At 67.1% G+C, this 23,745-nt stretch carries 25 protein-coding genes, 1 tRNA gene and 2 pseudogenes; 11 read left to right on the forward strand and 17 right to left on the reverse strand.

Features of this window, described 5'->3' with window-relative positions; all coding sequences use genetic code 11:
• Nucleotides 1–111 precede the first annotated feature (111 nt).
• Complete coding sequence (locus CXY91_RS27900; protein ID WP_199777586.1) at nt 112–1,467, forward strand: APC family permease; 1,356 nt, start codon at nt 112–114, stop codon at nt 1,465–1,467.
• Here CXY91_RS27900 and CXY91_RS31335 read toward each other — a convergent pair.
• From CXY91_RS31335 to CXY91_RS27925, 5 genes and pseudogenes are all read right to left on the reverse strand, one after another.
• A pseudogene (locus CXY91_RS31335) lies at nt 1,452–1,517 on the reverse strand (hypothetical protein); the annotation flags it as partial. The gene CXY91_RS27900 and the pseudogene CXY91_RS31335 sit on opposite strands and share 16 nt — an antisense overlap.
• A gap of 18 nt (nt 1,518–1,535) precedes the next feature.
• On the reverse strand, nt 1,536–2,027 hold the full coding sequence (locus CXY91_RS27910) for a DUF2059 domain-containing protein (protein ID WP_158673619.1): 492 nt from the start codon (nt 2,025–2,027) through the stop codon (nt 1,536–1,538).
• A gap of 157 nt (nt 2,028–2,184) precedes the next feature.
• Entirely contained in the window at nt 2,185–2,895 is a 711-nt protein-coding gene (rpiA, locus tag CXY91_RS27915) for a ribose-5-phosphate isomerase RpiA (RefSeq protein ID WP_100965248.1), read from the reverse strand.
• Complete coding sequence (locus CXY91_RS27920) at nt 2,892–4,343, reverse strand: NAD-dependent succinate-semialdehyde dehydrogenase (protein ID WP_100965250.1); 1,452 nt, start codon at nt 4,341–4,343, stop codon at nt 2,892–2,894. Before CXY91_RS27920 ends, rpiA begins: the two co-directional genes overlap by 4 nt.
• A gap of 131 nt (nt 4,344–4,474) precedes the next feature.
• On the reverse strand, nt 4,475–4,876 hold the full coding sequence (locus tag CXY91_RS27925; protein ID WP_425285409.1) for a hypothetical protein: 402 nt from the start codon (nt 4,874–4,876) through the stop codon (nt 4,475–4,477).
• A 165-nt stretch (nt 4,877–5,041) separates the two neighbouring features.
• On the opposite strand from CXY91_RS27925, the gene CXY91_RS27930 reads away from it, so the two are divergent.
• The 4 genes from CXY91_RS27930 (at nt 5,042) to CXY91_RS27945 (ending at nt 7,971) form a co-directional block, all read left to right on the forward strand.
• A complete protein-coding gene (locus tag CXY91_RS27930; RefSeq protein WP_100965252.1) occupies nt 5,042–5,740 on the forward strand; it encodes an HAD family hydrolase in 699 nt (232 codons plus the stop codon).
• Nucleotides 5,741–5,776: 36 nt separating this feature from the next.
• Nucleotides 5,777–5,851 (forward strand) — tRNA-Val (locus CXY91_RS27935).
• 557 nt (nt 5,852–6,408) lie between these two features.
• A complete protein-coding gene (locus tag CXY91_RS27940; RefSeq protein ID WP_100965254.1) occupies nt 6,409–7,155 on the forward strand; it encodes an alpha/beta hydrolase in 747 nt (248 codons plus the stop codon).
• A 132-nt stretch (nt 7,156–7,287) separates the two neighbouring features.
• Entirely contained in the window at nt 7,288–7,971 is a 684-nt protein-coding gene (locus CXY91_RS27945; protein ID WP_100965256.1) for a lysophospholipid acyltransferase family protein, read from the forward strand.
• Nucleotides 7,972–7,996: 25 nt separating this feature from the next.
• Here CXY91_RS27945 and CXY91_RS27950 read toward each other — a convergent pair whose 3' ends face one another.
• Complete coding sequence (locus tag CXY91_RS27950; protein ID WP_158673620.1) at nt 7,997–8,665, reverse strand: EipA family protein; 669 nt, start codon at nt 8,663–8,665, stop codon at nt 7,997–7,999.
• Between the two features lie 201 nt (nt 8,666–8,866).
• Between CXY91_RS27950 and CXY91_RS27955 the strand changes: the two genes are divergently transcribed.
• Nucleotides 8,867–10,204, forward strand: a complete 1,338-nt coding sequence (locus tag CXY91_RS27955) for a sensor histidine kinase (protein ID WP_158673621.1) — start codon at nt 8,867–8,869, stop codon at nt 10,202–10,204.
• 11 nt (nt 10,205–10,215) lie between these two features.
• Here CXY91_RS27955 and CXY91_RS27960 read toward each other — a convergent pair whose 3' ends face one another.
• From CXY91_RS27960 to CXY91_RS30430, 4 genes are all read right to left on the reverse strand, one after another.
• A complete protein-coding gene (locus tag CXY91_RS27960; RefSeq protein WP_091830781.1) occupies nt 10,216–10,899 on the reverse strand; it encodes a response regulator transcription factor in 684 nt (227 codons plus the stop codon).
• A 198-nt stretch (nt 10,900–11,097) separates the two neighbouring features.
• Nucleotides 11,098–11,736: an outer membrane protein gene (locus tag CXY91_RS27965; RefSeq protein ID WP_100965260.1), complete on the reverse strand. Its 639-nt coding sequence runs from the start codon at nt 11,734–11,736 to the stop codon at nt 11,098–11,100.
• Between the two features lie 196 nt (nt 11,737–11,932).
• Complete coding sequence (locus CXY91_RS27970; protein WP_091830786.1) at nt 11,933–12,202, reverse strand: hypothetical protein; 270 nt, start codon at nt 12,200–12,202, stop codon at nt 11,933–11,935.
• Nucleotides 12,203–12,319: 117 nt separating this feature from the next.
• The gene (locus CXY91_RS30430; RefSeq protein WP_158673622.1) at nt 12,320–12,712 is read right to left on the reverse strand and encodes a hypothetical protein; all 393 of its coding nucleotides are present in this window, start codon (nt 12,710–12,712) and stop codon (nt 12,320–12,322) included.
• A gap of 196 nt (nt 12,713–12,908) precedes the next feature.
• Here CXY91_RS30430 and CXY91_RS27980 point away from each other — a divergent pair, with 196 nt between their 5' ends.
• Nucleotides 12,909–13,487: a L,D-transpeptidase gene (locus CXY91_RS27980; RefSeq protein ID WP_091832287.1), complete on the forward strand. Its 579-nt coding sequence runs from the start codon at nt 12,909–12,911 to the stop codon at nt 13,485–13,487.
• A 182-nt stretch (nt 13,488–13,669) separates the two neighbouring features.
• Here CXY91_RS27980 and CXY91_RS27985 read toward each other — a convergent pair whose 3' ends face one another.
• Nucleotides 13,670–14,131, reverse strand: a complete 462-nt coding sequence (locus CXY91_RS27985; protein WP_248307665.1) for a lipocalin family protein — start codon at nt 14,129–14,131, stop codon at nt 13,670–13,672.
• 183 nt (nt 14,132–14,314) lie between these two features.
• Nucleotides 14,315–14,683 (reverse strand): gamma-butyrobetaine hydroxylase family protein, encoded by a 369-nt coding sequence (locus CXY91_RS27990; RefSeq protein WP_100965263.1) that lies wholly within the window; start codon nt 14,681–14,683, stop codon nt 14,315–14,317.
• Nucleotides 14,684–14,851: 168 nt separating this feature from the next.
• On the opposite strand from CXY91_RS27990, the gene moaA reads away from it, so the two are divergent.
• Nucleotides 14,852–15,853, forward strand: coding sequence for a GTP 3',8-cyclase MoaA (gene moaA, locus CXY91_RS27995; RefSeq protein WP_100965324.1), 1,002 nt, complete (start codon nt 14,852–14,854; stop codon nt 15,851–15,853).
• An 18-nt stretch (nt 15,854–15,871) separates the two neighbouring features.
• Here the strand turns inward: moaA and CXY91_RS28000 are convergent, their stop codons facing one another.
• From CXY91_RS28000 to CXY91_RS28015, 4 genes and pseudogenes are all read right to left on the reverse strand, one after another.
• Nucleotides 15,872–16,513, reverse strand: a complete 642-nt coding sequence (locus tag CXY91_RS28000) for a CDP-alcohol phosphatidyltransferase family protein (protein WP_100965265.1) — start codon at nt 16,511–16,513, stop codon at nt 15,872–15,874.
• Between the two features lie 25 nt (nt 16,514–16,538).
• Nucleotides 16,539–16,883, reverse strand: a pseudogene (locus tag CXY91_RS28005) (hypothetical protein); the annotation flags it as partial.
• 20 nt (nt 16,884–16,903) lie between these two features.
• Entirely contained in the window at nt 16,904–17,854 is a 951-nt protein-coding gene (locus CXY91_RS28010) for a phosphatidate cytidylyltransferase (RefSeq protein WP_100965268.1), read from the reverse strand.
• Nucleotides 17,851–18,489 carry a lysophospholipid acyltransferase family protein gene (locus CXY91_RS28015; RefSeq protein ID WP_100965270.1) on the reverse strand — a complete coding sequence of 213 codons (639 nt, stop codon included), beginning with the start codon at nt 18,487–18,489 and terminating at the stop codon, nt 17,851–17,853. The genes CXY91_RS28010 and CXY91_RS28015 overlap by 4 nt, the downstream gene beginning before the upstream one ends.
• A gap of 225 nt (nt 18,490–18,714) precedes the next feature.
• Here CXY91_RS28015 and CXY91_RS28020 point away from each other — a divergent pair, with 225 nt between their 5' ends.
• The 3 genes from CXY91_RS28020 to CXY91_RS28030 are packed head-to-tail and all read left to right on the forward strand — an operon-like array spanning nt 18,715 to nt 21,934.
• A complete protein-coding gene (locus CXY91_RS28020) occupies nt 18,715–19,896 on the forward strand; it encodes an ABC transporter substrate-binding protein (protein WP_100965271.1) in 1,182 nt (393 codons plus the stop codon).
• A 14-nt stretch (nt 19,897–19,910) separates the two neighbouring features.
• Complete coding sequence (locus CXY91_RS28025; RefSeq protein ID WP_091830804.1) at nt 19,911–20,933, forward strand: Gfo/Idh/MocA family protein; 1,023 nt, start codon at nt 19,911–19,913, stop codon at nt 20,931–20,933.
• Nucleotides 20,930–21,934, forward strand: coding sequence for a Gfo/Idh/MocA family protein (locus tag CXY91_RS28030; RefSeq protein WP_100965272.1), 1,005 nt, complete (start codon nt 20,930–20,932; stop codon nt 21,932–21,934). Before CXY91_RS28025 ends, CXY91_RS28030 begins: the two co-directional genes overlap by 4 nt.
• On the opposite strand, the gene CXY91_RS28035 is transcribed toward CXY91_RS28030, so the two are convergent.
• Nucleotides 21,935–23,695: a methyl-accepting chemotaxis protein gene (locus CXY91_RS28035; RefSeq protein ID WP_158673623.1), complete on the reverse strand. Its 1,761-nt coding sequence runs from the start codon at nt 23,693–23,695 to the stop codon at nt 21,935–21,937.
• Nucleotides 23,696–23,745 lie beyond the last annotated feature (50 nt).

Here is a 23,745-nt window from a genome sequence, read left to right on the forward strand (position 1 = left end):
TCGTTACCGGGCCTGCGGCCTGTCGAGCGAGAACGACCTATGAGCGACGCTACGCTATCCTCTTCCGCATTACCGCAAGCCGACGCCGCCGAGCCCAGTCTCCATCGCGTAATGGGGCCTTGGCTGCTGCTGCTCTTCATCGTCGGCGACATTCTCGGCACCGGCATCTATGCGCTCACCGGCCAGGTGGCGAAGCAGGTCGGCGGCGTGGTCTGGCTGCCCTTCCTCGTCGCGTTCGTCGTCGCGATGATAACGGCCTTCAGCTATCTCGAACTGGTCACCAAATATCCACGCGCCGCCGGCGCCGCGCTTTATGCGCACAAGGCCTTCGGCGTTCATTTCATCACCTTCATCGTCGCCTTCGCTGTGATGTGCTCAGGGATAACCTCGGCTTCGACGGCCTCGCGCGCCTTCGCCGCCAATATGTCCCAGGCTTTCGGGCTGAACCTCACTGGCGGGATCGGCATCACCCTCATCGGCCTGGCCTTCATGGCGGTCGTGGCGGCGGTGAACTTCCGCGGCGTGGGCGAGAGCGTGAAGGCCAATGTCGTGCTGACCTGTGTCGAGCTGACCGGCCTGCTGATCGTGATCTTCGTCGGCCTGTGGGCGATCGCTGCGGGCCAGGGCGACGTCTCGCGGATCACGCAGTTCAAGCCGGCAGGGGACGGCGGCATGTTCTGGCCGGTGATCGCGGCGACCACCCTCGCCTTCTTCGCCATGGTCGGCTTCGAGGACTCGGTGAACATGGCCGAGGAGACAAAGGACCCGACACGGATCTTCCCGAAGATCCTGCTTGCCGGCCTCGTCATCACCGGCGTGATCTACGTGCTGGTCTCGATCTCGGCGATCACACTGGTCGCACCCGAGCAGCTTGGCGAGGGCGAGACGCCATTGCTCAAGGTCGTCGCAGCCGGCGCGCCGAACTTCCCGATCTGGATCTTCGGCTTCATCACCATGTTCGCGGTCGCCAACAGCGCCCTGATCAACATGCTGATGGCGAGCCGGCTGGTCTATGGCATGAGCCGTGAGCGCGTGTTGCCGCCGGCCCTCGGCAAGGTGCATGCGACAAGGCGCACGCCCTATATCGCGATCGGCTTCACCACACTGCTCGCCTTCGCGCTGATCACCTTTGTCGGCGAAGTGCCGGCGCTCGGCGGCACGACGGCGCTGCTGCTGCTCTGCGTCTTCACTGTCGTCAACATCGCCGTGCTGGTGCTGCGCAAGGACACGGTCGAGCACGACCACTTTCGCACTCCGACGCTGCTGCCGGTCCTCGGCGCGCTCTTCTGCGCCTTCTTTGCCGGCCCCTGGACCGGCCGCGACCCGGTCCAATACAAGATCGCCGGCATCCTGATCGGCGTCGGTGTCGTGCTCTGGCTGGTAACGGTGATGGTCAACCGCGCCGCCGGTGTGCAGCCGAGCGATCCGACGATGGAAGACTTCGGCGGGCACGGGCCGGTCAATTGAACATCGGACGAAGAAGGCCGCCGGTAGCACCGGCGGCCCTTTTCAATCAACGTGCAACGGTTGTCGGCTCAGAGCCTGTGGCCGCGCTTGCGCATCTCGGCGTTGAACAGATCGAAAAGTCGGTTGCTGGTCGCCACAGTCCAGGGCTGAAGCAGCGTGTAGACCTCCTCCAGCGCCTGTGCGCGGTTCGCATTGTAGCGCTGACCGACGGGCGAGCTGAAGAAGGCCATGACCTCCTTGAGATCGGCTTCCGGCATCTTGCTGGCGAAGATCCTGCTGGAGGAATCGATCATTTCGTCGCGGCGAAGATCGGCCTCGGCCTTGAGCGCAGTCAGGACCTCTTCCATGTCCTTCTTCAGCTCGGGGCGGGTCGCCAGGCTCTCGCGGACATTCGCGACGAACTCGCTGTAGAGCGACTCGATCGACTGCGACAGGCCGGAGGAGATGACGACCTCGCGCGCAGCCTTGAGATGTTCCGGCGTCAGCGGCTGCTGCGCCAGCGCGGGCACGGCGAACAACGCCAGCGACAGGAACGCGCCTGCCAGGCTGTGACGGATCATGCGGTTACCCCTTCGTCGCTCGCCGGCCATGCGGCGATGGCCATGTGTTCCGGTGCGGCAACGCCCCTCACCGGGAGCAGCCGCCGGCCGCTCTTAGAGCATGTGCAGCCAAAGTGGAAACCACTTTTGCGGCAAAAGCATGCCGCTCGACAAGCGCTCAGCGACGTTCCGCAGCCGGATCGCCGAGGACGCGCACGCCATCACTGCCCGCGAGGAACGCTGCGTTGGCCAGGCCGAGAAAGAGGCCATGCTCGACGACGCCGGGGACCTGGTTCAGCGCCAGCGCCAGCACGTCCGGCAGCTCGATCCGGCCAAGGTGCGCGTCGAGGATGTAATGGCCGCCATCGGTCAGCAGCGTCGCACCATCCGTGCGCTTGCGCAGCTTGAGCTCGCCACTCGCCCCCGACGAGGCGATCGCGGCTGCGACGGCCCGTCGCGTCGCCTCCAGCCCGAAGGGCACGACCTCGATCGGCAGCGGGAAGCGGCCGAGCGTCTCGACCTGCTTGCCGGTGTCGGCGATCACGATCATGCGCTTCGACGCGGCGGCGACGATCTTCTCGCGCAGCAGCGCGGCGCCGCCGCCCTTGATCAGCCGCAAGGCGCTGTCGATCTCATCGGCGCCGTCGATGGTGAGGTCGAGCTCGGGCGTCTCGTCCAGCGTCGACATCGGGATCGAGAGGCTCTCCGCTTGTGCCTGCGTCGCCTCCGAGGTTGCGACGCAGATCACCTCGAGCCCCGCCGCAACCTTGGCGCCGAGGCCGTCGACGAAGTGCCTGGCAGTAGAGCCGGTGCCGAGGCCGAGCCGCATGCCCGGGCGCACCAGCTCAAGTGCAGCCAGGGCGGCAGCCTTCTTCAGGTCCTCGCTCACGCGCCGAGCCCACCCATCAGCATGTACTTGATCTCGACGAACTCCTCGATGCCGTGGAGGGAGCCCTCGCGGCCGAGACCCGATTCCTTGACGCCGCCGAAAGGCGCCACCTCGGTTCCGAGGATGGCCGAGTTGATGCCGACCATGCCGTATTCGAGCTCCTCGGCGACGCGGAAGGCCCGGCCGAGATCCCTGGTGTAGAAATACGCCGCGAGGCCGAAGGGCGTGTCGTTCGCCATGGCGACAACCTCGTCCTCGCTGGTGAAGCGATAGACCGGCGCGATCGGCCCGAAGGTCTCTTCATTGGTGACCAGCATCTTGGTGGTGACGCCGGCGAGCACCGTCGGCTCGTAGAAGGTGCGGCCGAGCGCATGGCGGCGGCCGCCGACCATCACCTTGGCGCCGCCCGCGACCGCGTCGGCGACATGGCGTTCGACCTTCTCGACCGCGCGCTCGTTGATCAACGGGCCCTGCACGACGCCGACCTCGACGCCGTTGCCGACCTTCATCTTGGCGACCTCGCCGGCGAATTTGGCGACGAAGTCGTCATGGATGCCGTCCTGGACGAAGAGCCGGTTGGTGCAGACGCAGGTCTGGCCCATGTTGCGGAACTTGGCGATGATCGCGCCCTCGACCGCCTTGTCGAGATCGGCATCGTCGAAGACGATGAAGGGCGCGTTGCCGCCGAGCTCGAGCCCGACCTTCTTCACGGTCGAAGCCGCCTGCTGCATCAGGAGCTTGCCGACCGGGGTCGAGCCGGTGAAACCGATGAAGCGCACCGCCGGATGGGAGGTCATCACGCCGCCGATCGCCTGGGCATCGCCGGTGACGATGTTGAGCACGCCCTTGGGGAAGCCCGCCTGCTCGGCGAGCGCGACCAGCGCCAGCGCGGTCAGCGGGGTGTCCGGCGCCGGCTTGACCACGAAGGTGCAGCCCGCGGCCAGTCCCGGAGCGCATTTGCGCGTGATCATCGCCGCCGGGAAGTTCCAGGGCGTGATCGCAGCGCAGACGCCGACCGGCTGCTTCGCCACGATGATGCGCGAATTCGGGAATGGCGAGGGAATGGTCTCGCCATAGATGCGCTTGGATTCCTCGGCGTAGAACTCGACGAAGGAGGCGGCATAGGCGACCTCGCCTCTAGCCTCGGCCAGCGGTTTGCCCTGCTCGGCCGTCATGATCTGCGCCAGATCCTCCTGGTTCGCCATGATCAGCTCGAACCATTTGCGCAGGATGAGCGAGCGCTCCTTGGCCGGCTTCTTTGCCCAGGGCTTGAAGGCGCGCGAGGCGGCCTCGACCGCAGCGGTGGTCTCGTCGGCGCCGAAGCGCGGCACCTTGGCCAGAATCTCGCCGGTCGCCGGGTTGTCGACCACATCGACGCCCTCGCCGATCCAGGCGCCGTCGACATGGCACTGCGTGCGCAGCAGCGAGGGATCCTTGAGCGTCAGCATGCGAGCCTCCGGCGTGGTGGGTGGGTCGCCGGGGCTCTAGCACGCGGGGCAAGCGCTTGCCGATAGCAAACGCCGCATCGCCGTCGTGAATAAATTGCAGTTACCGTTTCGCCACCAGCCCGGCGGCGACGCTACTTCACCATCGGCGTGCAGACGACCTTGTCGTCGAAGACGTAGCAGACGCTCAGCTCGCCGGTGCGGACATTGGCGCGGAAGATGCCGCCTTCGCGCTCATGGCGCGAGGGAACGAGGACATAGTCGCTCGGCGCCTGCGCACCGGCCCCCTCCCCGGCCGGGAAGCAGACGGTGACACCGACACCGCCCTCCTTGAGCTGGAACTGGCAAGCCCCGACCTCCCCGGTCGCCTTGTCGATTCGATAGACGCGGTTGAGATCGGTCTGCGGCGCCGGCGCGAACTCATAGGGCGCGGCAAGCGCCGCGCCGAAAGCCGGCAAGACGAACAGGCCGGCGCCCAGCGCCCGGGCCCAGGAACGGCCAATGGAGCTTCTGGAACAGCTCGACAGTTTCGGCACCGCTACGCCCCCTTCGACGATTCGTCCGCACCCTACCATGCTGCCGAACCCGTATCACCGCGATTGCAGCGAGGCCACGACGAGATGACGTCGCTGTTGCGCCAGCGCCCTTGCCAACCCGCATCCTTCGGCCTTTATGCGCAGGGCAACGTCACAGGATGGATCATGTCGCTCCCCCCGATCGTCGTCTTCGATCTCGACGGCACCCTCGCCGAGACCGCCCCCGACATCATGCGCACGCTGAACGTCATCCTCGAGCAGGAAGGGCTGGCCGCCCTGCCTGTCGAGCGGGCGCGGGAACTGGTCGGCGCCGGCGCAAGGGCGCTGATCGAGCGTGGCTTCAAGGTCAGCGGCCGGCCGCTCGACCCCGAGACGCTGGAGCAGCTGTTCGAAGGCTTCCTCGGCATCTACGCAGACGGCGTCGCCGGCAACAGCTTCATCCATGAGGGGGTCGTCGCGGCGCTGGACGAGCTCGCGGCCGACGGCTTCGTCTTCGCGGTCTGCACCAACAAGCCGATCCTGCACACCCGCCTTTTCCTTGATCATTTCGGGCTGAGCGAGCGTTTCTCCGCTATTGCCGGGCGCGACAGCTTCCCCTTCTTCAAGCCCGACCCGCGCCATCTCACGCAGACGATCGCCGAGGCCGGCGCCGATCCGGCCCGCGCGGTGATGGTCGGCGATTCGCGCACCGATGTGGACACGGCACGTGCCGCCGGCATCCCTGTGATCTGCGTGCCATTCGGCTACACCGACGTGCCGGTCGAGGCACTCGCGCCCGACCTGGTGATCCAGCACTTCAGTGAACTGCCGCAGGCAGTGCGGCAGCTTACCGACCGCAAGCCGGCCCTCGCTACTCATTCTTGACGGCGGCGGCACACCCCACTAGGAACAGCGCGGTCCGGGCGGCTAGCTCAGCGGTAGAGCACTCCCTTCACACGGGAGGGGTCACAGGTTCGATCCCTGTGCCGCCCACCATTTCCCCACGTTCGAATAGCCCATAGGCGCCATCGCCCTGAGCAAAGGTTGCGCGAGTGATCGAGCTCGCCTGCTCGCCGGAGATATCGGCGAGCCGGAGGATGGTGGCCCCAGTTTGCTGCATCCGCGCCATACTCTCGCGCGTAGATGACAAATGCCTATGCCTAAAAGCCGGAAGCGGCCGGCTCCTGAGATGCCGCTATCGACCGAAATCCCAATTGATCTCGACATCCAACGCAGGCTGAGACGCGATCTCAAACTGACGAGCGAGGAGATCCTGGAAATCGACATCGAGCTCGCGATCGAAGCTGGCCTGCTAAAGAGACCCAAGCCTCGCTGATACGAGGAAGCCCGACCTCAAAAGGCGGGCGCCGGCCGTGCCTTTCCGGTTACCGCCGCGCGAGCCGCCCCCTGGCTCCCCTGACGAATGGCCATGAAACCGGCTGCACATCTCGTGCAATGTAGCCACCGAATCCTGCGGCAGGCGCAGGCGCGACACGGTGACGGTGGCGCGCGCAGTTCTGCGCCGCTTTCAGGTGAATGGGTGACCTAACAACATGATCGGATATCAGCAGCGTGTCCTGCGCGCCCTCGGCGTGCTTGCGATCCTATGGTCGTTCGCAATCCCGTCCCCCGGCCGGGCGGAGGCGCCGATCACGGTGAAGGGCGGCGAGACCATCACGATCGCCGGTGTCCGCAGCATCCTCATCCGCGCTCCGCATCCCAAAGGCAGCGTGATCCTGCTGACCGGCGGCGATGGCCGTCTCGAGGTCGGCAGCGGCGCGCGCCTCGGCAAGGCCGGCGACAACGTCCTGATCCGCAACCGGGATGCCTTCGTCGCGCAGGGCTACAATGTGCTGCTTGCCGAGCTCGGGACGAACCTTCCTGCTGCGGTCGACCATATGGCGGCGATCAAGCGTCCGGTCATCGTGGTCGCCACCAGCATGGGCACGCACCGTGCAGCCCAGGGCCTTGTGGCGGGCGCCATGCCGGACAGGCTCGTCCTGACCTCGGGCCTCCTGAGCAAGGCGTCGGGCTCGGACGACAGCGTCCAGACGATACTGGGAACGCCGAACCGGCTGCCGCGCACGCTCGTCCTGCATCACCGAGAGGATCGCTGCCGCTTGACGCTGCCAGCCGGCGTCGCCCCGTTCCAGGCCTGGGCGGGCGGGCGCGTCCAGGTCGAATGGATGAGCGGCGGGCAGACCGACGAGGCCAATCCCTGTCGCTTCAGCGCACATCATGGTTTCGCCGGGCAGGACGACGAGCTCGTCGCCCGCATCGTCAAGTTCATGGTGCGCTGACAGGTCTCGGTACTTGCGCGAGCTCTTTTCGCTCGATCGAACGAAACGCGTGCCGCCGCCGCGGGGCCGCGCAATGTTGGAGCAAGCCGACGCGCCGATCCCCTCCACGGGAGTCACCGTGGAGATCGGATCATGCGATTCGGCACTGGGCAATCTGCGGCGGTCGCCGGCCGCGCCCTGCACGCCTATCTCGCCTTCGTGCAGCGGACGACGCGCTTCAAGCCGGCGCTCCCCGGCATCAGGCCGTGGGAGCGCAGCCGCGAGCCCTTCATCGCCCTGACCTGGCACGGCCAGCAGATGCTGAGCCTGGCAGCGCTCGACGGCGCGGCGGAGATCGCGATCCTGACCTCGCTGCATTTCGACGGGGCAGTGGTCGCCACGGTGGTGGAGCGCGCGGGCTTCCGCGCCATTCGCGGCTCAGGCGCCCAGAGTCCCCGCAAGATCAAGACCAAGCGCGCCATTCCCGCCTTCTTCGAGATGCGCGAGGCGCTCCGCGAAGGCACCAGCCTCGTGCTCACGGCGGACGTACCGAAGCTCGCGCGTGTCGCCGGCAAGGGAGCGATCCAGCTGGCGCGGGCCACCGGGCGGCCGATCTACCTCTTCGCGGCGGTGACCAGCGCCCGGGTCGATCTCGACAACTGGGACAGGGCCAGCATCGCGCTGCCCTTCGGCCGCGGCTGCGTGCTCTGGTCGGAGCCGCTCTATGTCCGCCGCGCCGCCGATGAGCGCGAGATGGGCCTGATCGCGCTGGACATCTCGACCCAGCTCGACGAGCTCCATGCCACGGCGCATCGCCTGCTCGACCGGCGCCGCTAGGGCTACGATCCTGCCTATCGGGACTTCAACGACCGGGCGCAGCGCATTCGGCCGGCGTGGCGCAGATCAGGCCAGGCGGGCGCAACTGCTCCTGCGGGCCCGCCGGCTCGATGACGATGCGGCTGAGATCCCCGGAGAAGCGCAAGCCGAGGCCGGACGAGATCAGCACGATCCGCGCCCGGGACGAGGCGAGGATGGTGGCGTTGGCGCCGGCAAGGAAATGCGCGCTGCCGCCGAGGCTGGCATAGGTGCCGAAGACGTCCTCGCGCCGGTCCAGACCGTAGACCAGCATGATCACCCGTCCGTAATCGGCGCCGAGCCCGATGCCGACCGACAGGGCCGACCAGGTCACCGGCGTCGGGATCCCGTCGGAAAAGCGCAACTCGCCGCTGCCATGGCGCCCGCCGAGCACGAAGGAGCCGCTGAGCTCGCCGCCGATGATGTAGGCGTTCGGCTCGCCGAAGAGCGCGAGCGAGCGCTCGATCGGGATGCTGACCGTCTTGGACGCCGCGTCGAACACGCTTTCGACCAGCCTGGTGATGTCCTGCCGCGAGGTCGTCGGCAGCTGGCCGGCCCGGACCTCGCCCTTCGTCACCGCCCCCTGCCCGAGCGCGAGGCCGGGCATGAAGGCCAGCAGCACGGCAAGCACGAGACGCGGGCCAGACCAACGCGCCATGACGCCCAGCGCATGCATCAGGCCGGCAGCTCCGGAAGAGAGTTGAACGGCAATGGCGATACGGTCCATGCAGAGACAGGAAGGGGCGGGCCCCCGATCCCGCAAGCCATACCCGCATCGAGGTTCCGTGACGACTCGCAACGCTGCAGCGATCCCGCGCCAGGGACGAGCGACCTATCGGCTGGTCCGGGCCGGGCGGCATGGCGGCGAGGCTCTGCCATGACCTCCCTGTCGCGCGCCCTCACCATCCGCCTGTCGCTGCTCGGCATCGTCCTGTTCACCGCCTTCATCGGCGCCGTCATCGCGTTTGCCCTGATCACCGAGGATCCCGGCGTCCTGCGCAACGACGTCACCTCCCAAATGATCCAGCAAAGCGCGCGTGCCGCCTCCGGCAGCGCCGTGCAGGTCGAAAAGACCGCGGGATTGTCCCGGATCGAGCGCGCCAGCCCCTCGCTCTGGTATCTCGTCTCCGATGGACGTTCCCTCGTCGAGTATGCGCCAGAGTTGCGGCCGACCCTGCCGATCGACATCCGGCTCGACGGGCCGACCATCGCCGCGCAGATGCGGATCGGCGGCGAGAACGCACTCGCCTTCGACGTGATCGAGAAGGACGGTAGCAGGATCATCGTCGCCACCCGCGGCGGTCAGCCGGGCTGGGATCTGATCCTCGGCTACTATCTGCGGGCGATCGCAGGCTCGGCGCTGGCGATCTCGGTGGTCTTCGGCCTCCTGATCGCCGGCGCGATCGCGATGTCGGTGTCCTATATCGGCGCGCGGCTGCGCAGCGCCGCCGAGGCCGCGGCACGGATCGACCCGAAGGCGCCGCGCGGCCTGCTGCCGACCGAGCAGACCCCGGTCGAGCTGATGCCGCTGACCACGGCGCTCAATGCCGCGCTCGACAAGATCGCCGGCAACATGGAGGTGCAGCGGCGCTTCATGAACAACGTCGCACATGAACTGCGCACGCCGCTGACCGTGATGCGCGGCCGGATCGACGCGCTGCCGAACGACCAGATGCGGCTTGCGCTCACCACCGATGTCAGCCGGCTGACCACCATCGTCTCGTCGATGCTGCAGCTCGCCCGGCTGCACAGCACCGAATTGCCGTTCGAGGCGATGCAGCTCAACGGCATCGCCCGCGCTGTGCTGGCCGATCTCGCACCGCTGATCCTGAGCAACGGCGCCGATGTCGCACTGGAAGAGGAAGGGGAACGGCGCTCGCTGATCGAGGCCAACGAAGCGACCGTGCGGGCGGCGATCGCCAATCTCGTCGACAACGCATTGCGGCATGCACGGGCGAAATCGACGATCGTGGTCAGGGTGATCGACGGCGCGGTGCTCGAGGTCGCGGATGACGGGATCGGCATCGAGCCGTCCGACCGCCCGCAGGTGACCGAGCCATTCAACCGGATGTCGCCGAACTCGACCGGCGCCGGCCTCGGCCTGACCATCGTGCGCGACATCATGGCCGCCCATGGCGGCACGCTGACCATCCTCGGGCGGCCGGGCAGCGGCACTCTGGTGCGTCTCGTCTTCCCGCCGCGGGAGGATCATTGAGGGGGGCTGCGCTACAGCGCCAGCTCCGAGACGCGCAGCATGTAGCCGATGCCACGCAGCGAGGTGATCTCGACCCTGGCGCCGGCCTCCTTGAGCTTGCGCCGCAGCCGCGAAATCTGCGCCTCCAGGGTGTTGGATTCGATCAGGTCGTCGAAGCCGTAGACCGCCTCGATCAGGACGTCGCGGGTGACGACACGGCCGACGCGCTGGACCAGCGCCTCCAGGATCAGCGCCTCACGCCGGCGCAGATCGAGCATCTCCGAACCGACGCTGGCGCTGCGTCCTTCGAGGTCGAGCGAGAGATTGCCGGCGGTGATCACCAGCGAGCGCTTGGGATTGCGCCGGCGCAGGATGACGCGCAGGCGCGCCAGCAGCTCCTCCGGCTCGAAGGGCTTGACGAGATAGTCGTCCGCACCGGTGTTCAAGCCTTCGATCACGTCGGCTTTTGCGTCCCGGGCGGTCAGGACGAGGAAGGCGGGTCGCGGCTCGGCGGAATTCAGTGCCTTGACGATCGAGAGGCCGTCGCCGTCAGGCAGGCGCCGGTCGACGATCACGATATCGAACGGGGTCGAGCGCAAGGCGGCAAGTGCCGCATCGATCGTCGTCGTGCGATCGGCGATCAGTCCGGCATTGGTGAGGAGCGAGGACAGGAAGGCCATCAGTTGTGGCTCGTCCTCGACGATCAGGGCGCGCATGAAAAAAGCTGATCAGGGTGCACGGATGGAACGTGATGCCGGAATAGGGGCGAAATATCCAGACGCATCACGCTCCATCCATGCCAGTGCGCAGCCGTTGGATCCGGATCCGTTCAGGTTGGAGCAACTCGAACGGATCGGAACGGGCTCCAGGGCCGCAGGGTGGACCGGACCGGTTTCCCGGCCGGGATTTCGACGTCAGAAGCGGTAGTTGAGGCCCGCCTTGACGAGATGCTCGTTGACGCCGACGCGTGCGCGGCCGCTGGCGAACTGGAAGTTCTGCTTGCCGAGCGAGACGTAGTTGTATTCGAGCTTGGCGGAGAGATTGTCGGTGATGCCGTATTCGGCGCCGGCGCCGACGACATAGCCGATCTTGCTCTTCTCCTTCGAGACCAGCCCGTCGCTGGCCTTCAGGCTGCCGTAGGCGACACCGCCGAGGCCGTAGACCAGCACGCGGTCGAAGGCGATACCGGCGCGGGCCTTGAGGGTGCTGACATAGCGCATGTCGGCGCTGGTGCCGCCGGTGCGCTTGGCGCCCTTGCCGAGACCGTTCATCGAGATGTCAGCCTCGACACCGGTGACGAAGCCGCCCATCTGAAGATTGTAGCCGAGCTGGCCGCCGAGCAGGATCTCGTTGCGGCTCTTCTTGCCGGCCCCCTGGAAGCGATCGAAGGCGCCGCCGGTATGGGCGCCGACATAGATGCCGTTCCAGTTATAGGGCCGTGGCGCCGAGTAGGCCGGCCATTCATGCCCCCGCACGGGACGATCGGCCGCCACGGCCGGGATCGCGAGCAGAGCCGACAGGCCGAGGCCGGCCAACGGGACGAAACGATTCATCAAAGACTCCTTGCGGCGACCTTGAGCCGCCGCCGACGCATCAGGCTTGCGACCCCATGTCCGCGCATCGGACCGGGTCAGCACGGCGCAGATTGCGTGCGAAGATTACGGCAACGTTGCCCGCCTGACCGTGGAGGCAAGGCCGCGTTCGCTCGGAGGGGCCTCAGCCGGAACGGAGTGGCCGGGCAGCGAGCGCTCAGTTTCTCGTGGCTCGGTCCGGGCGCGGCTGCGCATCGTTCGCCCATTCAGCCAGCGGGGCGGTCGCCATGAACTGCTCGATCGCGAGCAGGGCGATGTCGCCGGAATGGCCGGAGCGGCGCAGCCCGAGAATCAGGCGCGCCAGCCATTCGCGATGCGGATTCTCGAAGGGTCCATAGATCGGGCCGACATGCCGCCAGGCCTCGTGAAAGGCTGTTCCCAGTGCAGCGAGCTCTTCAGGCCCGGCATTGAATTGGCAGGCCGGCATGGCGAACCTCCCGTCATTTTGCAGAGCGGACCAGAGCCGGCCCGGCTTTGCAATCGGAAGTTGCCCCTCGACCTGAAGACTAGGCGAACGACCGGTTAACGGCAATCGGACAAGCCATCACAGGCTGCTCACGATCTCGCGCGGATGACGGGCGGCAAAGGCGCGGGCCGACTCGCGGAAAGCCACCCAAGCGGGCAACGGCACGGTGCCGACGTCGTTGCACGCAGGAAGTCGCGGGCGAGTGCACTCGTCGATCGCTGCATCGGGGTCTATGCGCGCCGAGCGACAGAGTGCGCGCGCGATCCGGATGATGCGTTGTTCCTCGTGATCTTCGGGAATCATTGGTCGGCAGGCCTCGATATCGTCGCCCTCATAACGCGACCCTGGCGATGAGGTTCCGCACGCCCGCACACCGTGCCCGATCCAATTCCGGCCGTATTTCGCCCGATGGAACTTTTTCTCGGCGCCGCGCTTTTGTCCGAAAATCGTCCAAATCACCGCAACTGCCAAAGTAGACGCCTACGCCTGTTGCAGCCCCGCAACGGGCGCCTTCAAAGCTTAAGAGGTCGCGTCGATGTGAACGTCGATCGATTGAACGGCAGCCGCCGCTCTGCCAGAGATTTGGGGAATTGTTGACGTTTTTCCGTCACCTTTCCGCATGCTCACCACCCTGCCCACCATCCTGCAATCCCCTTCCGAGGCCGCAATGCTCCGCTCCTTCCGTTTGGCCCTGATCGCCGGCACGGCCGTCGCGGCCACGGCGACCGCCGCCGTCGCCGAAATCGACCCGCTTACCCGCCAGCCGCTCGTCACCTATGTCGACCCTGCCAAGGCGCAGGCGACCGCGATCCCGCGCGAGGTCGTCTCCTTCGGCGGCACCTACCGCCCCGGCACGATCGTGATCAACACGAGCGAGCGCCGCCTCTATTTCGTCCTGCCCGACGGCAAGGCCGTCCGCTACGGTGTCGGCGTCGGCCGCCCGGGCTTCGACTGGGCCGGCTCGCAGACCATCACCCGCAAGGCCGAGTGGCCCGGCTGGACCCCGCCGGCGCAGATGCTGAAGCGCCGTCCCGACCTGCCGCGCTTCATGCCCGGCGGCCCGGAGAACCCGCTCGGCGCCCGCGCCATGTATCTCGGCTCGACCCTCTACCGCATCCACGGCTCGAACGAGCCGGAGACGATCGGCCAGGCGGTCTCCTCGGGCTGCATCCGCATGCTGAACGAGGACGTGATCGACCTCTACGAGCGCGCCAAGGTCGGCACCCGCGTCGTCGTCGCCCGCTGAGCGGCACCACGCGTCCAGGATTGCGAGAGGCCGGCTTCGTGCCGGCCTTTTTCTTTTTGCATCCGATCAGGCCGGGACCGTCACAAAGATCCGGACTGCCACCACCGCGGCGAGCAGGAGAACCAAGGACTGCTACAAGTCTTTGGCGATCTTGCCCGCCCTTCTCCATGAGGCAGGCAGGCTCACCGCCGCGGCATCTCGGGAAATTCGAGCTTGGTCACGTCATAGCCCAGCGCTCGGGCGCGCCCGACAAGCCGTCCCCGCTGCGCCTCGCTGATCTGCGGGTCGCGGGAGAAGATATAGAGATCGCGGAACTCGGGATCGGCCGAGATGAACCAGCTGTAGTCGTTCGCGCGATCGAGCACCCAATAGTCGCGCGTGACCGGAATGAATCCGTAGAGGCGATAGTCGACCCTGAGCTTGGCGTTCGTGCCGGGATCGAGGATACGGCCCGGCCCTCCGATCGTCTTGGGCTCGCCCTCGGGCGTACCCATCCGACAGGAGTCGAGGACGTCGATGCCGCCACCGGCGTCGCGCTTGTATTCCGTCGCACCGGCCACGCAGCCATCGGTGATCGCCATCGGACGACGGGCGATCTCGTGCCAGAGACCGCTGTAGAAGCGGCCGACGTCGATCTTTTTCAACGGTTCCGGCGCCTTGTTCGCCGGCCCGCCCATCGCCATGCAACCGGACAGACAAACCGCCATAACCAAGCCGGCGACGATGACCCTGGCGTTCATAACATCCTCCCTGGTGCGCGTGAGGCGCATTCAGGAGCATCTACGTCCGGGACACGGGTTCGGTTCGCTCGGTTGAGGCGGCGCGCCCTAAACTCTTTTGCCCCGCTCCCGCGACAAGCCCTTCGCCGCGAGATCGTCGAGATAGGCCTGGAATTTCGCCTCGCCGTCGCGACCGAGCTCGCGCAGATAGTCCCAGCCATAGATGCCGGTGTCGTGCATGTCGTCGAAGGTCAGGCGGACAGCGTAGTGGCCGACCGGCTCCACCTTCAGGATCTCGACCTCGCGCTTACCCGCCACGGTCTGCTTCTGGGTCGGGCCATGGCCCTGCACCTCGGCCGAGGGGCTCTCCACCCGCAGCAGTTCGGCCGTGAGCGCATGGCTTTCGCCACTCTCGAAGGTGATGTGGAGCGTGCGGCGGTCCTTCGAGAGACGGATCTCGCTCGGCCAGTCTGACATCTTCGTGTTTCTCCAGAACAGCTTGCGACCATCAGCCGGCTTGACCGCGGGCTTGCCGCCGCCGATGTTCGCTTCCTATATCAGAGCAACGGCAGGCGCACTGCGCCGCAAGACCGCGACCGTCCAAGGATTTCAGCCGCCGTGCTGCAGGACCCCATCAAGCCCTTGATGCGTGCGCCGCTGACCGACCCGTTCGGCCGCGACATCTCCTATCTGCGCATCTCGGTGACGGATCGCTGCGATTTCCGCTGCGTCTACTGCATGTCCGAGGACATGGCTTTCCTGCCGAAGCGCGATCTGCTGACGCTGGAGGAGATCGACCGCGTCGCCAGCGCCTTCGTCTCGCGCGGCACGCGCAAATTGCGCATCACCGGCGGTGAGCCGCTGGTGCGGCGCGACATCATGAACCTGTTCCGCTCGCTCTCGCGCCATCTCGCCTCGGGCGCGCTCGACGAGCTCACTGTGACCACCAATGGCTCGCAGCTCGCCCGCTATGCGCAGGAGCTGGCCGATTGCGGCGTGCGCCGCATCAACGTCTCGATGGACACGCTCGATCCCGAGAAGTTCCGCAGGATCACGCGCTGGGGCGACCTGTCGAAGGTGCTCGCCGGCATCGAGGCGGCGCGTGCCGCCGGCCTGCGCGTCAAGATCAATGCGGTGGCGCTGAAGGGCGTCAACGAGGACGAGATCGAGGGGCTGATGCAGTGGGCCCATGGCCTCGGCATGGACCTGACGCTCATCGAGGTGATGCCGCTCGGTGAGATCGAGCCGGCGAGGCTCGATCAGTTCCTGCCGCTCTCGATGGTGCGGGCCAGGTTGATGGACCGCTACACGCTCGACGACGATCCCTACCGGACCGGTGGCCCGGCACGCTATGTCCGGGTACGCGAGACCGGCGGTCTCGTCGGCTTCATCACACCGATGACCCATAATTTCTGCGAGAGCTGCAACCGCGTCCGGCTGACCTGCACCGGCACGCTCTACATGTGCCTCGGCCAGGAGGATGCGGCAGACCTGCGCGCCCCGATCCGCGCCTCGGCCGACGACGCCCTGCTCTACCGGGCGATGGAAGAGGCGATTTCGCGCAAGCCCAAGGGCCACGACTTCGTCATCGACCGACGCCAGCCGCGAGCCGCCGTCGGCCGGCATATGAGCGTGACCGGGGGCTGAGAGCGAGGCAGGCCCGGCTCAGCGAGCCCGCAATGCCCGCACGATGTTCGCCGCCCGCCTGAGAGCGGTCACGGCAGCGCCTACCGCGATCAGCCAGAGCGCGACGGTCAGCACCTCGTTCTGGCCTCGCCAGAACGGCTCCAGCAGAGAGATCAGCGCCGCCGCCGTGATCATCGCCATGCGGTGCTGCTTGGCCATCGGGCCGGAGAAATCGGCCGGCAGCCCGCAATTGCGGCCGAGCTCGCGGGTATAGGCGGTCAGCACCGCAAAGGCGGCCGCCGCCCAGCCCAGCGCCGGCGCACCGATCCCGTAGCCGACGCCGGCGAGGATCAGGATATCGGCGATCCGGTCGGGGAATTCGTTCCAAAACGGCCCATCGGCCGCCTGCTTGCCGCCTTCGATCGCAACCATGCCGTCGAAGAGATTGCAGAGCAGCCTGAGCTGGCAGAACAGGGCCGCGGCAAGCAGCAGCGCGATGCGCGATCCGGCCGGCGCCGTGCCCGCGAGCCAGAAGGCGGCGCCGGCGCAGGCCGCCATCGCCATGCTCGCCATCGAGATCTGGTTCGGCGTGATGCCGCTATCGCTCAGCCGGCGCGCTATCGCCCGGGCCCAGCCGGTATCGCGGCTCGAGAGCGGCCGCCGGTCGTCGCTCTGCGCCATTGTCCGTCGCCTTCCTGCTCCGCCACAGCGACAGATTGTAGAGCGCCGCATAGCTGGTTGCGACGGTCAGCGGGACTGCGATCGTCCTGGCGATCTCGGGCGTGCCGCCGATCGTATGGATGAGCGTCAGCAGGCTCGCGGAGACGAGCCCCGCGATGACGGGCGGCGCCAGCAGCGCGGCCAGGCCAGTGAAGCGGCTGGCGAGATATTCGATGCCCCGTTTCAGCAGCAGGGTGATGATCGCCGAGAGCGTCCCCTGGATCAGCCCAGCCAGGAGCGGCGCCGGCATCGGATGGGCGCGGTTGGCGAAGGCGGCCCAGCTGCCCATGGCGATGAAGGCGAAGCCGACATGGACGATGCTGCTTCGCATCAGACGGGCGAGCGGCGAACTCACGTCGCCGACCAGCCATAGCGGACGAGGTGGAAGAAGATCGGTGCGGAGAAAACCACCGAATCGAGCCGGTCGAGGAAGCCGCCATGGCCGGCGATCAGATGGCCCCAGTCCTTGATGCCGCGATCGCGCTTGATCGCCGACATCACGAGCCCGCCGAAGAAGCCCATCAGCACGATGACCAGCGCCAGAAGCGCTGCCTGCAGCGGCGTGAACGGTGTCATCCAGGACAGGGCCGCCCCGACCACCGTCGCGCTGAGCGCGCCACCGACGAAGCCCTCGACCGTCTTGGACGGCGACAACCTGGGCGCGATCTTGGTGCGGCCGAGCAGCTTGCCCCAGACATATTGGAGCACATCGCTCATCTGCACGACGATGACGAGGAAGGCGATCAACAGGACGTTGCGCCCCTGATATCCGGGGATGTCGAGGCTGAGCAGCGCCGGCACATGCGAGATGCAGAAGACGCAGATCATCAGCGCCCATTGCACCTCGGCGATACGCACGAGGAAATGCTCGGTGTCGCCGCGCAGCGAGGCGATGATCGGCATCAACAGGAAAGCGTAGACCGGGATGAAGATCGAGTAGAGGCCGTACCAGTCGATCCAGATCAGATAATACTGCATAGGCAGCACGACGAAGAAGCCGGCCGCCAGCGCCCAATGATCGGCGCGGCGCGTGTCGGTCAGTGTGATGAATTCGCGTAGCGCCGCAAACGAGCAGAAACCGAAGAGCAGCGTCACGCCGGCCTTACCGCCGATCAGCGCCAGGCCCATCAGCACGATCATGATCCACCAGGCGCGGATGCGATCGTTCAGGTTCTCGACCACGGCATTCGAGCCGTCCGGCGACAGCCGGCGCTGCAGCAGGTAGCCGATCGTGGAGGCCACGATCAGGACGCCGAGCAGACCGGCCAGCACGGCAACGAGATCGGGATGCGGCATCGTCATGGCGCGCTGGCCTTCGGTGACAGAGCGAGCAGCGCTTTCTCAGCCCTCGCCAGGAAATCCTGCTTGGTCTCGGCCTCGGCAAGAGTTAGCGCCGCGCCGAAGGTGACCGTGCAGACCAGCGGCACCGGCACGAACTCGCCCTTCGGCATGACGCGGTTGAGATTGTCGATCCAGACCGGCACGAGCGCCACGTTCGGGCGCGCCTGCGCCAGATGGAACAGCCCGCTCTTGAACGGCAGCAGCGGCGCATCGGTGGTGTTGCGCGTGCCTTCCGGGAAGACGATGAGAGAGGAGCCGGCATCGAGCGCGTCGCTCATCTGGACGATCGGGTCTGCCGTTCGCGTCGCTGGATCGCGGTCGATCAGGACGGCGTTGAAGACATCGCGGCCGATGAAGCGCCGCAGGCCGCTCTTCAGCCAGTAGTCGCTGCCGGCGACCGGCCGGGTCGAAAAGCGCATGCGGCGTGGCAACACCGTCCAGATCAGGACGAAATCGCCATGGCTGGCATGGTTGGCGAAGTAGATGCGCTGCTCATCGGTCGGCGCGACACCGTCCCAGCGCCCGCGCACCGCCGTGATGAAGCGGGCGAAGAACAGGATGAGCGCGCCACCTAGGCCAGCTCCGATGTCGCGCATTCCCCACCCGTTTGCCAGCCTGCCGATGACGTAGCGTTCATCGCGAACGCTGTCGACATTGCAGGGGTCTGGGGCACATTCGAAAGCTGCCGCCGCCAGGACGGCTGCCGCTCCTGGCGCCCGACGCAACCCTCCCCCTGCTTTCGTCGCCTCTTGCCGGCGGCGTCTTGTGTACTAGTATACCGGCAAGGCCGCAGCAAAGCAGGCCAGCACAGGGAGGTAGCAATGACCCATCCGACACGGCGCGGCGTGATCGCCGGCGCTTCCAGCCTCGCGGCGCTCTCCGCCGGCGGAGCCTTCGCCCAGAGCGCGCCTGCAAACCCGGTGATGCTCAACATCATCGACGTCGCCGGCAATCTGCAGCTTACCCAAGCTTCGATCGAGAAGTTCGCCAGGGACAATCCGAAGCTGATCTCGCGCCTGAATTTCTCGCGGGCGCCCTCGCCGGAGCTGCCGGCCAAGCTCAAGGCGCAGCAGGACGCCAACCGCGTCGACATCGACATGGTCCTGACCGGGCCTGGCGCGATGTCGGACGGCATCCAGCAGGGCCTGTGGGTCGACGTCTGGAAGTCGCATACGGCGAGCTTGCCCAAGGCCGAGGACATCTATCACGAGCAGGCGCTGATGATGCAGCGCAATTTCGGCCAGAACGAAGGCGTCGCCGTCGTTTATTCGCCGTCCGGCCCGCTGTTCGAATACATGGCCGACAAGGTCAAGACGGTGCCGAAGACGGCCGAGGAGTTCCTCGCCTATGTGAAGGCGAACCCCAACCGCTTCACCTATGCCCGCCCGCTCAACTCCGGCCCCGGCTGGACCTTCCTGCAGGGCATGCCCTACATCCTCGGCGACAGCGATCCGACCGACCCGATGAACGGCTGGGCCAAGACCTGGGCCTATCTCAAGGAACTCGGCACGGCGATCGACTATTATCCGACCGGCACCGCCGCGACGATGAAGGAACTCGGCGACGGGACGCGCGACTGCATCGTCTCGACGCTGGGCTGGGACATCAATCCGCGCGCGCTCGGCATCGTGCCGAAAGAGGCGAAGGTCTTCACCATCGCCAATACGCACTGGATTCCCGACACGCAGTTCATGTGCATCCCGAAGGGCGTGGCTGCGGAGAAGATCCCGGTCATCCTGGCGCTGATGTCGCATCTGCTGAAGCCGGAGTCGCAGGCTGCGACCTATGACAAGGGCTATTTCTACCCCGGCCCGGCGATCAAGGGCGTGACCCTGGCGATGGCGCCGAAGGAGAGCCAGGACGTGCTGAAGGAGTTCGGCCGGCCCGAATATGACGGGCTGATCTCAAGCCTGCCGACCCGCCCGCCACTGACACCCGCGCGCCTGGTCGCCGCCTTCCGGCGCTGGGACCAGGAGATCGGCGTCGGCCACGCGCCCAAATAGGATACGCGAGTAAGATGCGCTTTGCTGCCATCGGCCTCGACCACCGCCATATCTACCATATGGTCGGCGGCCTTCTGGAAGCCGGCGCGGACTGCGCCGGCTTCGATCCTGCGACCAGCGATCCGCGCGTGCTCGCCGGCTTCCACGAGCGCTTTCCGCAACTGCGGGAGGCGCAGGCCGAGGCATTGCTCGACGACGCTACGATCGACCTCATCGTCTGCGCCGGCATCCCCTCGGAGCGGGCCGGCCTCGCCGTCAGGGCGATGCAGGCCGGCAAGGACGTGATGGTCGACAAGCCGGGCGTCACGACCTTCGAGCAACTCGCCGAGGTCGAGCGCGTCGTCGCGGAAACGGGGCGGATCTTCTCGGTCTGCTTCTCGGAGCGCTTCATCGTCCCGGCCACCATCGTCGCCGGCAAGCTGATCGCGGATGGCGCGATCGGGCGGGTTGTGCAGACCGTCGGCCTCGGCCCGCACCGGCTGAACCGGTCGATCCGGCCGGACTGGTTCTTCGACAAGCGGTCCTTCGGCGGCATCCTCACCGACATCGCCTCGCACCAGATCGACCAGTTCCTGCATTTCACCGGCTCGCCCGATGCCGAGATCGCGGCCTCCGGCACCGGCCATTTCGGCCTGGCCGACCTGCCCGATTTCGAGGATTTCGGCGAGATTCTGCTGCGCAGCGACCGGGCGAACGGCTTTATCCGCGTCGACTGGTTCACCGCTGACGGCCTGCCGACCTGGGGCGACGGGCGGCTCACCATCCTCGGCACCGAAGGGACGATCGAGCTGCGCAAATATGTCGACATTGCCGGCCGGCCCGGGACCGACCATGTCTTCCTGGTCGACAAGGCCGGCACGCACCATATCGACGCGTCGCGCGAACCATTGACCTATTTCCGCAACCTGATCGCCGACATCGCGGACCGCAGCGAGACGGCGGCGACACAGCGGCACATGTTCACGGTCTGCCGGCTCGCCTTGCATGCGCAGGACCGTGCCGTGCGCCTGCCCGTCAGAGGAACCGAGGCAAAGTGACACGCAAGCTCGGCATCGCCGTCATCGGGCTGGGCCCGGCCGCCCTGCCCCATTCTCGCAGCCTGATCGATCTGGCTGGCAGGGTCGATGTCCGCTACGTCGCCAGCCGCTCGCAGGAGCGGCTCGACGCCTATCGCGCCCAGTTCCCCTTCCCCGGCACCACCGACATCGACGCGGCACTGGCTGACGAGGCCGTCGAGGCGGTGATCGTGCTGACGCCGCCGGCGAGCCATCGCGATGTGGGGACGCGCTGCCTGGCGGCCGGCAAGCATGTGCTGGTCGAGAAACCGCTGGAACTCACCGTCGCACGTGGCGAGGAGCTAGTCGCCGCGGCGCGCCGAGCCGGCAAGGCCTTCGGCGTCGTGCTGCAGCACCGTTTCCGGCCGGCGAGCCTGCGGCTCAAGGCGGCGCTGGACGGCGGCGAGCTCGGCACGGTGGAGGCCGGCCTGCTGCAGGTGCCGTGGTGGCGCCCGCAAAGCTATTACGACGAGCCCGGCCGCGGCACGATGGCCCGCGATGGCGGCGGCGTGCTGCTGACGCAGGCGATCCACTCCTTCGACCTGTTCCGCTCGCTGGTCGGGGTGTCCAAGGTCGTCGCCGCGCAGGTGCGTACCACCTCGCTGCACCGGATGGAGACCGAGGACTATGTCGGAGCGCTCTTGGAGACAGGCAGCGGCGCACCGGCGACGCTGGTGACCACCACTGCCGCCCATCCGGGCCATCCCGAGCGCATCGAGATCATCGGCAGCAAGGGCCATGCAGCGCTGGTCGGCGGGCGTTTGCAGCTCTCCTTCCTCGACGGCCGCTCGGAGGTGGTCGAAGCCGAGGGCAATACCGGCAGCGGCGCCAACATCATGGACTTCCCGCACGACGCCCATCGCGCCGTGATCGCCGACTTCCTCGACGCGATCGAGACTGGGCGCGATCCTGTCGTGACGGGCGAGGAAGCCCTGACCTCGCAGCGCTGGATCGACGCGATCCTGGCGGCCGGGCGCGGCTGATCACGCCATTCGATAGGCCATGCGCACGCCGCCCCAATGGCGGCCGGCGACGCGCACCGGTGCGTCCACCTCGCGCATCAGCTGGATGCCGGCACCGCCCATGTCGCGCTGGTAGGACTGGATGATGAAGGGCCGTGCTGAGCGCGCCGCGGTGATGCCAGCGCGATCGTCGAAGATGCGGCGGTCGCGGCTGTAGGCCGGATCCCAATCCGGGTCGCCGGGCCGCTGCGGCTGCGAATATTCGGGATGATGCACCGGGATATAGCCGTTGCGGTCGATCGGCAGGGTGAACACGAGGCGCGGATCGCTCGCCTTGGCCTGCTCCATCAACGGCGGCAGGATCGCCTGCAGCACTGGCAGCGCCCGGTTGACGAACTGGCGCGGATTGGAGTCCGGAACAGGCAGATAGTCGGTATCGAACAAATCCTCCTCGCTGAGGCGTCCGGTGCGCAGCGCCGATTCGAGCAGAGCGGCGACCCGATGCGCGAATTCCTGCGCCTGCTCGATCAGCGGGCGGTAGCCGTCCTCGATCTCGGCGAGGCGTCGATGCAGCGCCGCGTGAGCAGCCTCGTCACCACGCTCGAAGGCGACGTGGAGGCCAAGATCGCTGCGTGCCATCACCCGGCAGGGCAAGGGCGGCACGTTCTCGATCGCGATCGTGCCGCGCATCCGCGGCCTCAGTTCGGAATCGGCAACCGACAGCAGGGCGCCGCCGAAGCCCAGATCGATCGTCTGCCCGGCGACGATGCGCCCACCGAATTCGAGCCTGACCGGACACTCGGCCGGGAAACGGTCGTGCTGGCGCCGGTCGGCGAAGACGGTGTGACGCAGCGTCGGTACGAAGCGCTCCAGCAACCCCTCCGCCTGGCGCGCGCCTTCGGCAAGCGCCCGCCTGGCATCGATGTTCTCCTGCGCGGCCGCGAGGGCAACGCGGTCGACCTCGCCGACGCGGTCGCGCACCGTCTCGATGAAGCGGGCGGTCGCCTCGGCGCTGCGCGACAATTCCGCCGCCGCCGCCGCCTGCTCGTGCGAGGCCTCGCCGACGGTCGCCATGACCGGATTGACCTCGCCGACGAGACGGAAGGCGTCGGTGACCACGGCGGCCGAGCCCTGCGCCGTCTGGTTCAGCCGATCGACCTGATTGCGGATATGGTCGACCGCCTCGCGCACGCCGAGCGAGAGCGACTTCACCTCCTGCGCGACGACGCCGAAGCCCTTGCCAGCCTCGCCGGCGCGGGCCGCCTCGATGGTGGCGTTGAGGGCGAGCAGATTGGTCTGGCGGGCGATCTCGGCGATGGCATCGACGATCGAACGAATCTCGCCGGTCGCCGCCGCGAGCCCGTTGATCATCGCCGTCGCCTCCGCGGCGCGTTCGGCGGCGTTGTCGAGCATGTCGCGGGCGCCGGACATCGCCGCTCCGACGCGCTCGGCCGCCTCCGACACCTGCAGCGTCGCCGTCGCCAATGCCGCGGAGTTGTCGCTCGCCTGCAGAGCCGCCTCGCGGAGTTCCGCCATGCCGCCGCGGATCTCGCGGGAACGGATCTCCGAACGCTCGGAACAGTTCTCAGCCTGGTCGAGCCCATCATTCAGACGACGCATCGCCGCGACGACGTCGCTCTCAAGCTCGTTGATCGCCTCGCTGATCGAGGTTTCGGCGGGAACGGGAGGCTGCTGCGGTGTCTCGGCCGCGGCCTGCAACGCAGCCGGCGCGGCAGCGGGGCCGGCACGGCCCAACAGGCGCCAGACGGAACGAGCAAGCATAGGCATTCCCGAGGGCGAGACAGGAAACCCGAGCATCCGGCAACAGGGTT

The sequence above is a fragment of the Allobosea sp. FBZP-16 genome, from assembly GCF_002831785.1.
Lineage (GTDB): Bacteria > Pseudomonadota > Alphaproteobacteria > Rhizobiales > Beijerinckiaceae > Allobosea > Allobosea lupini.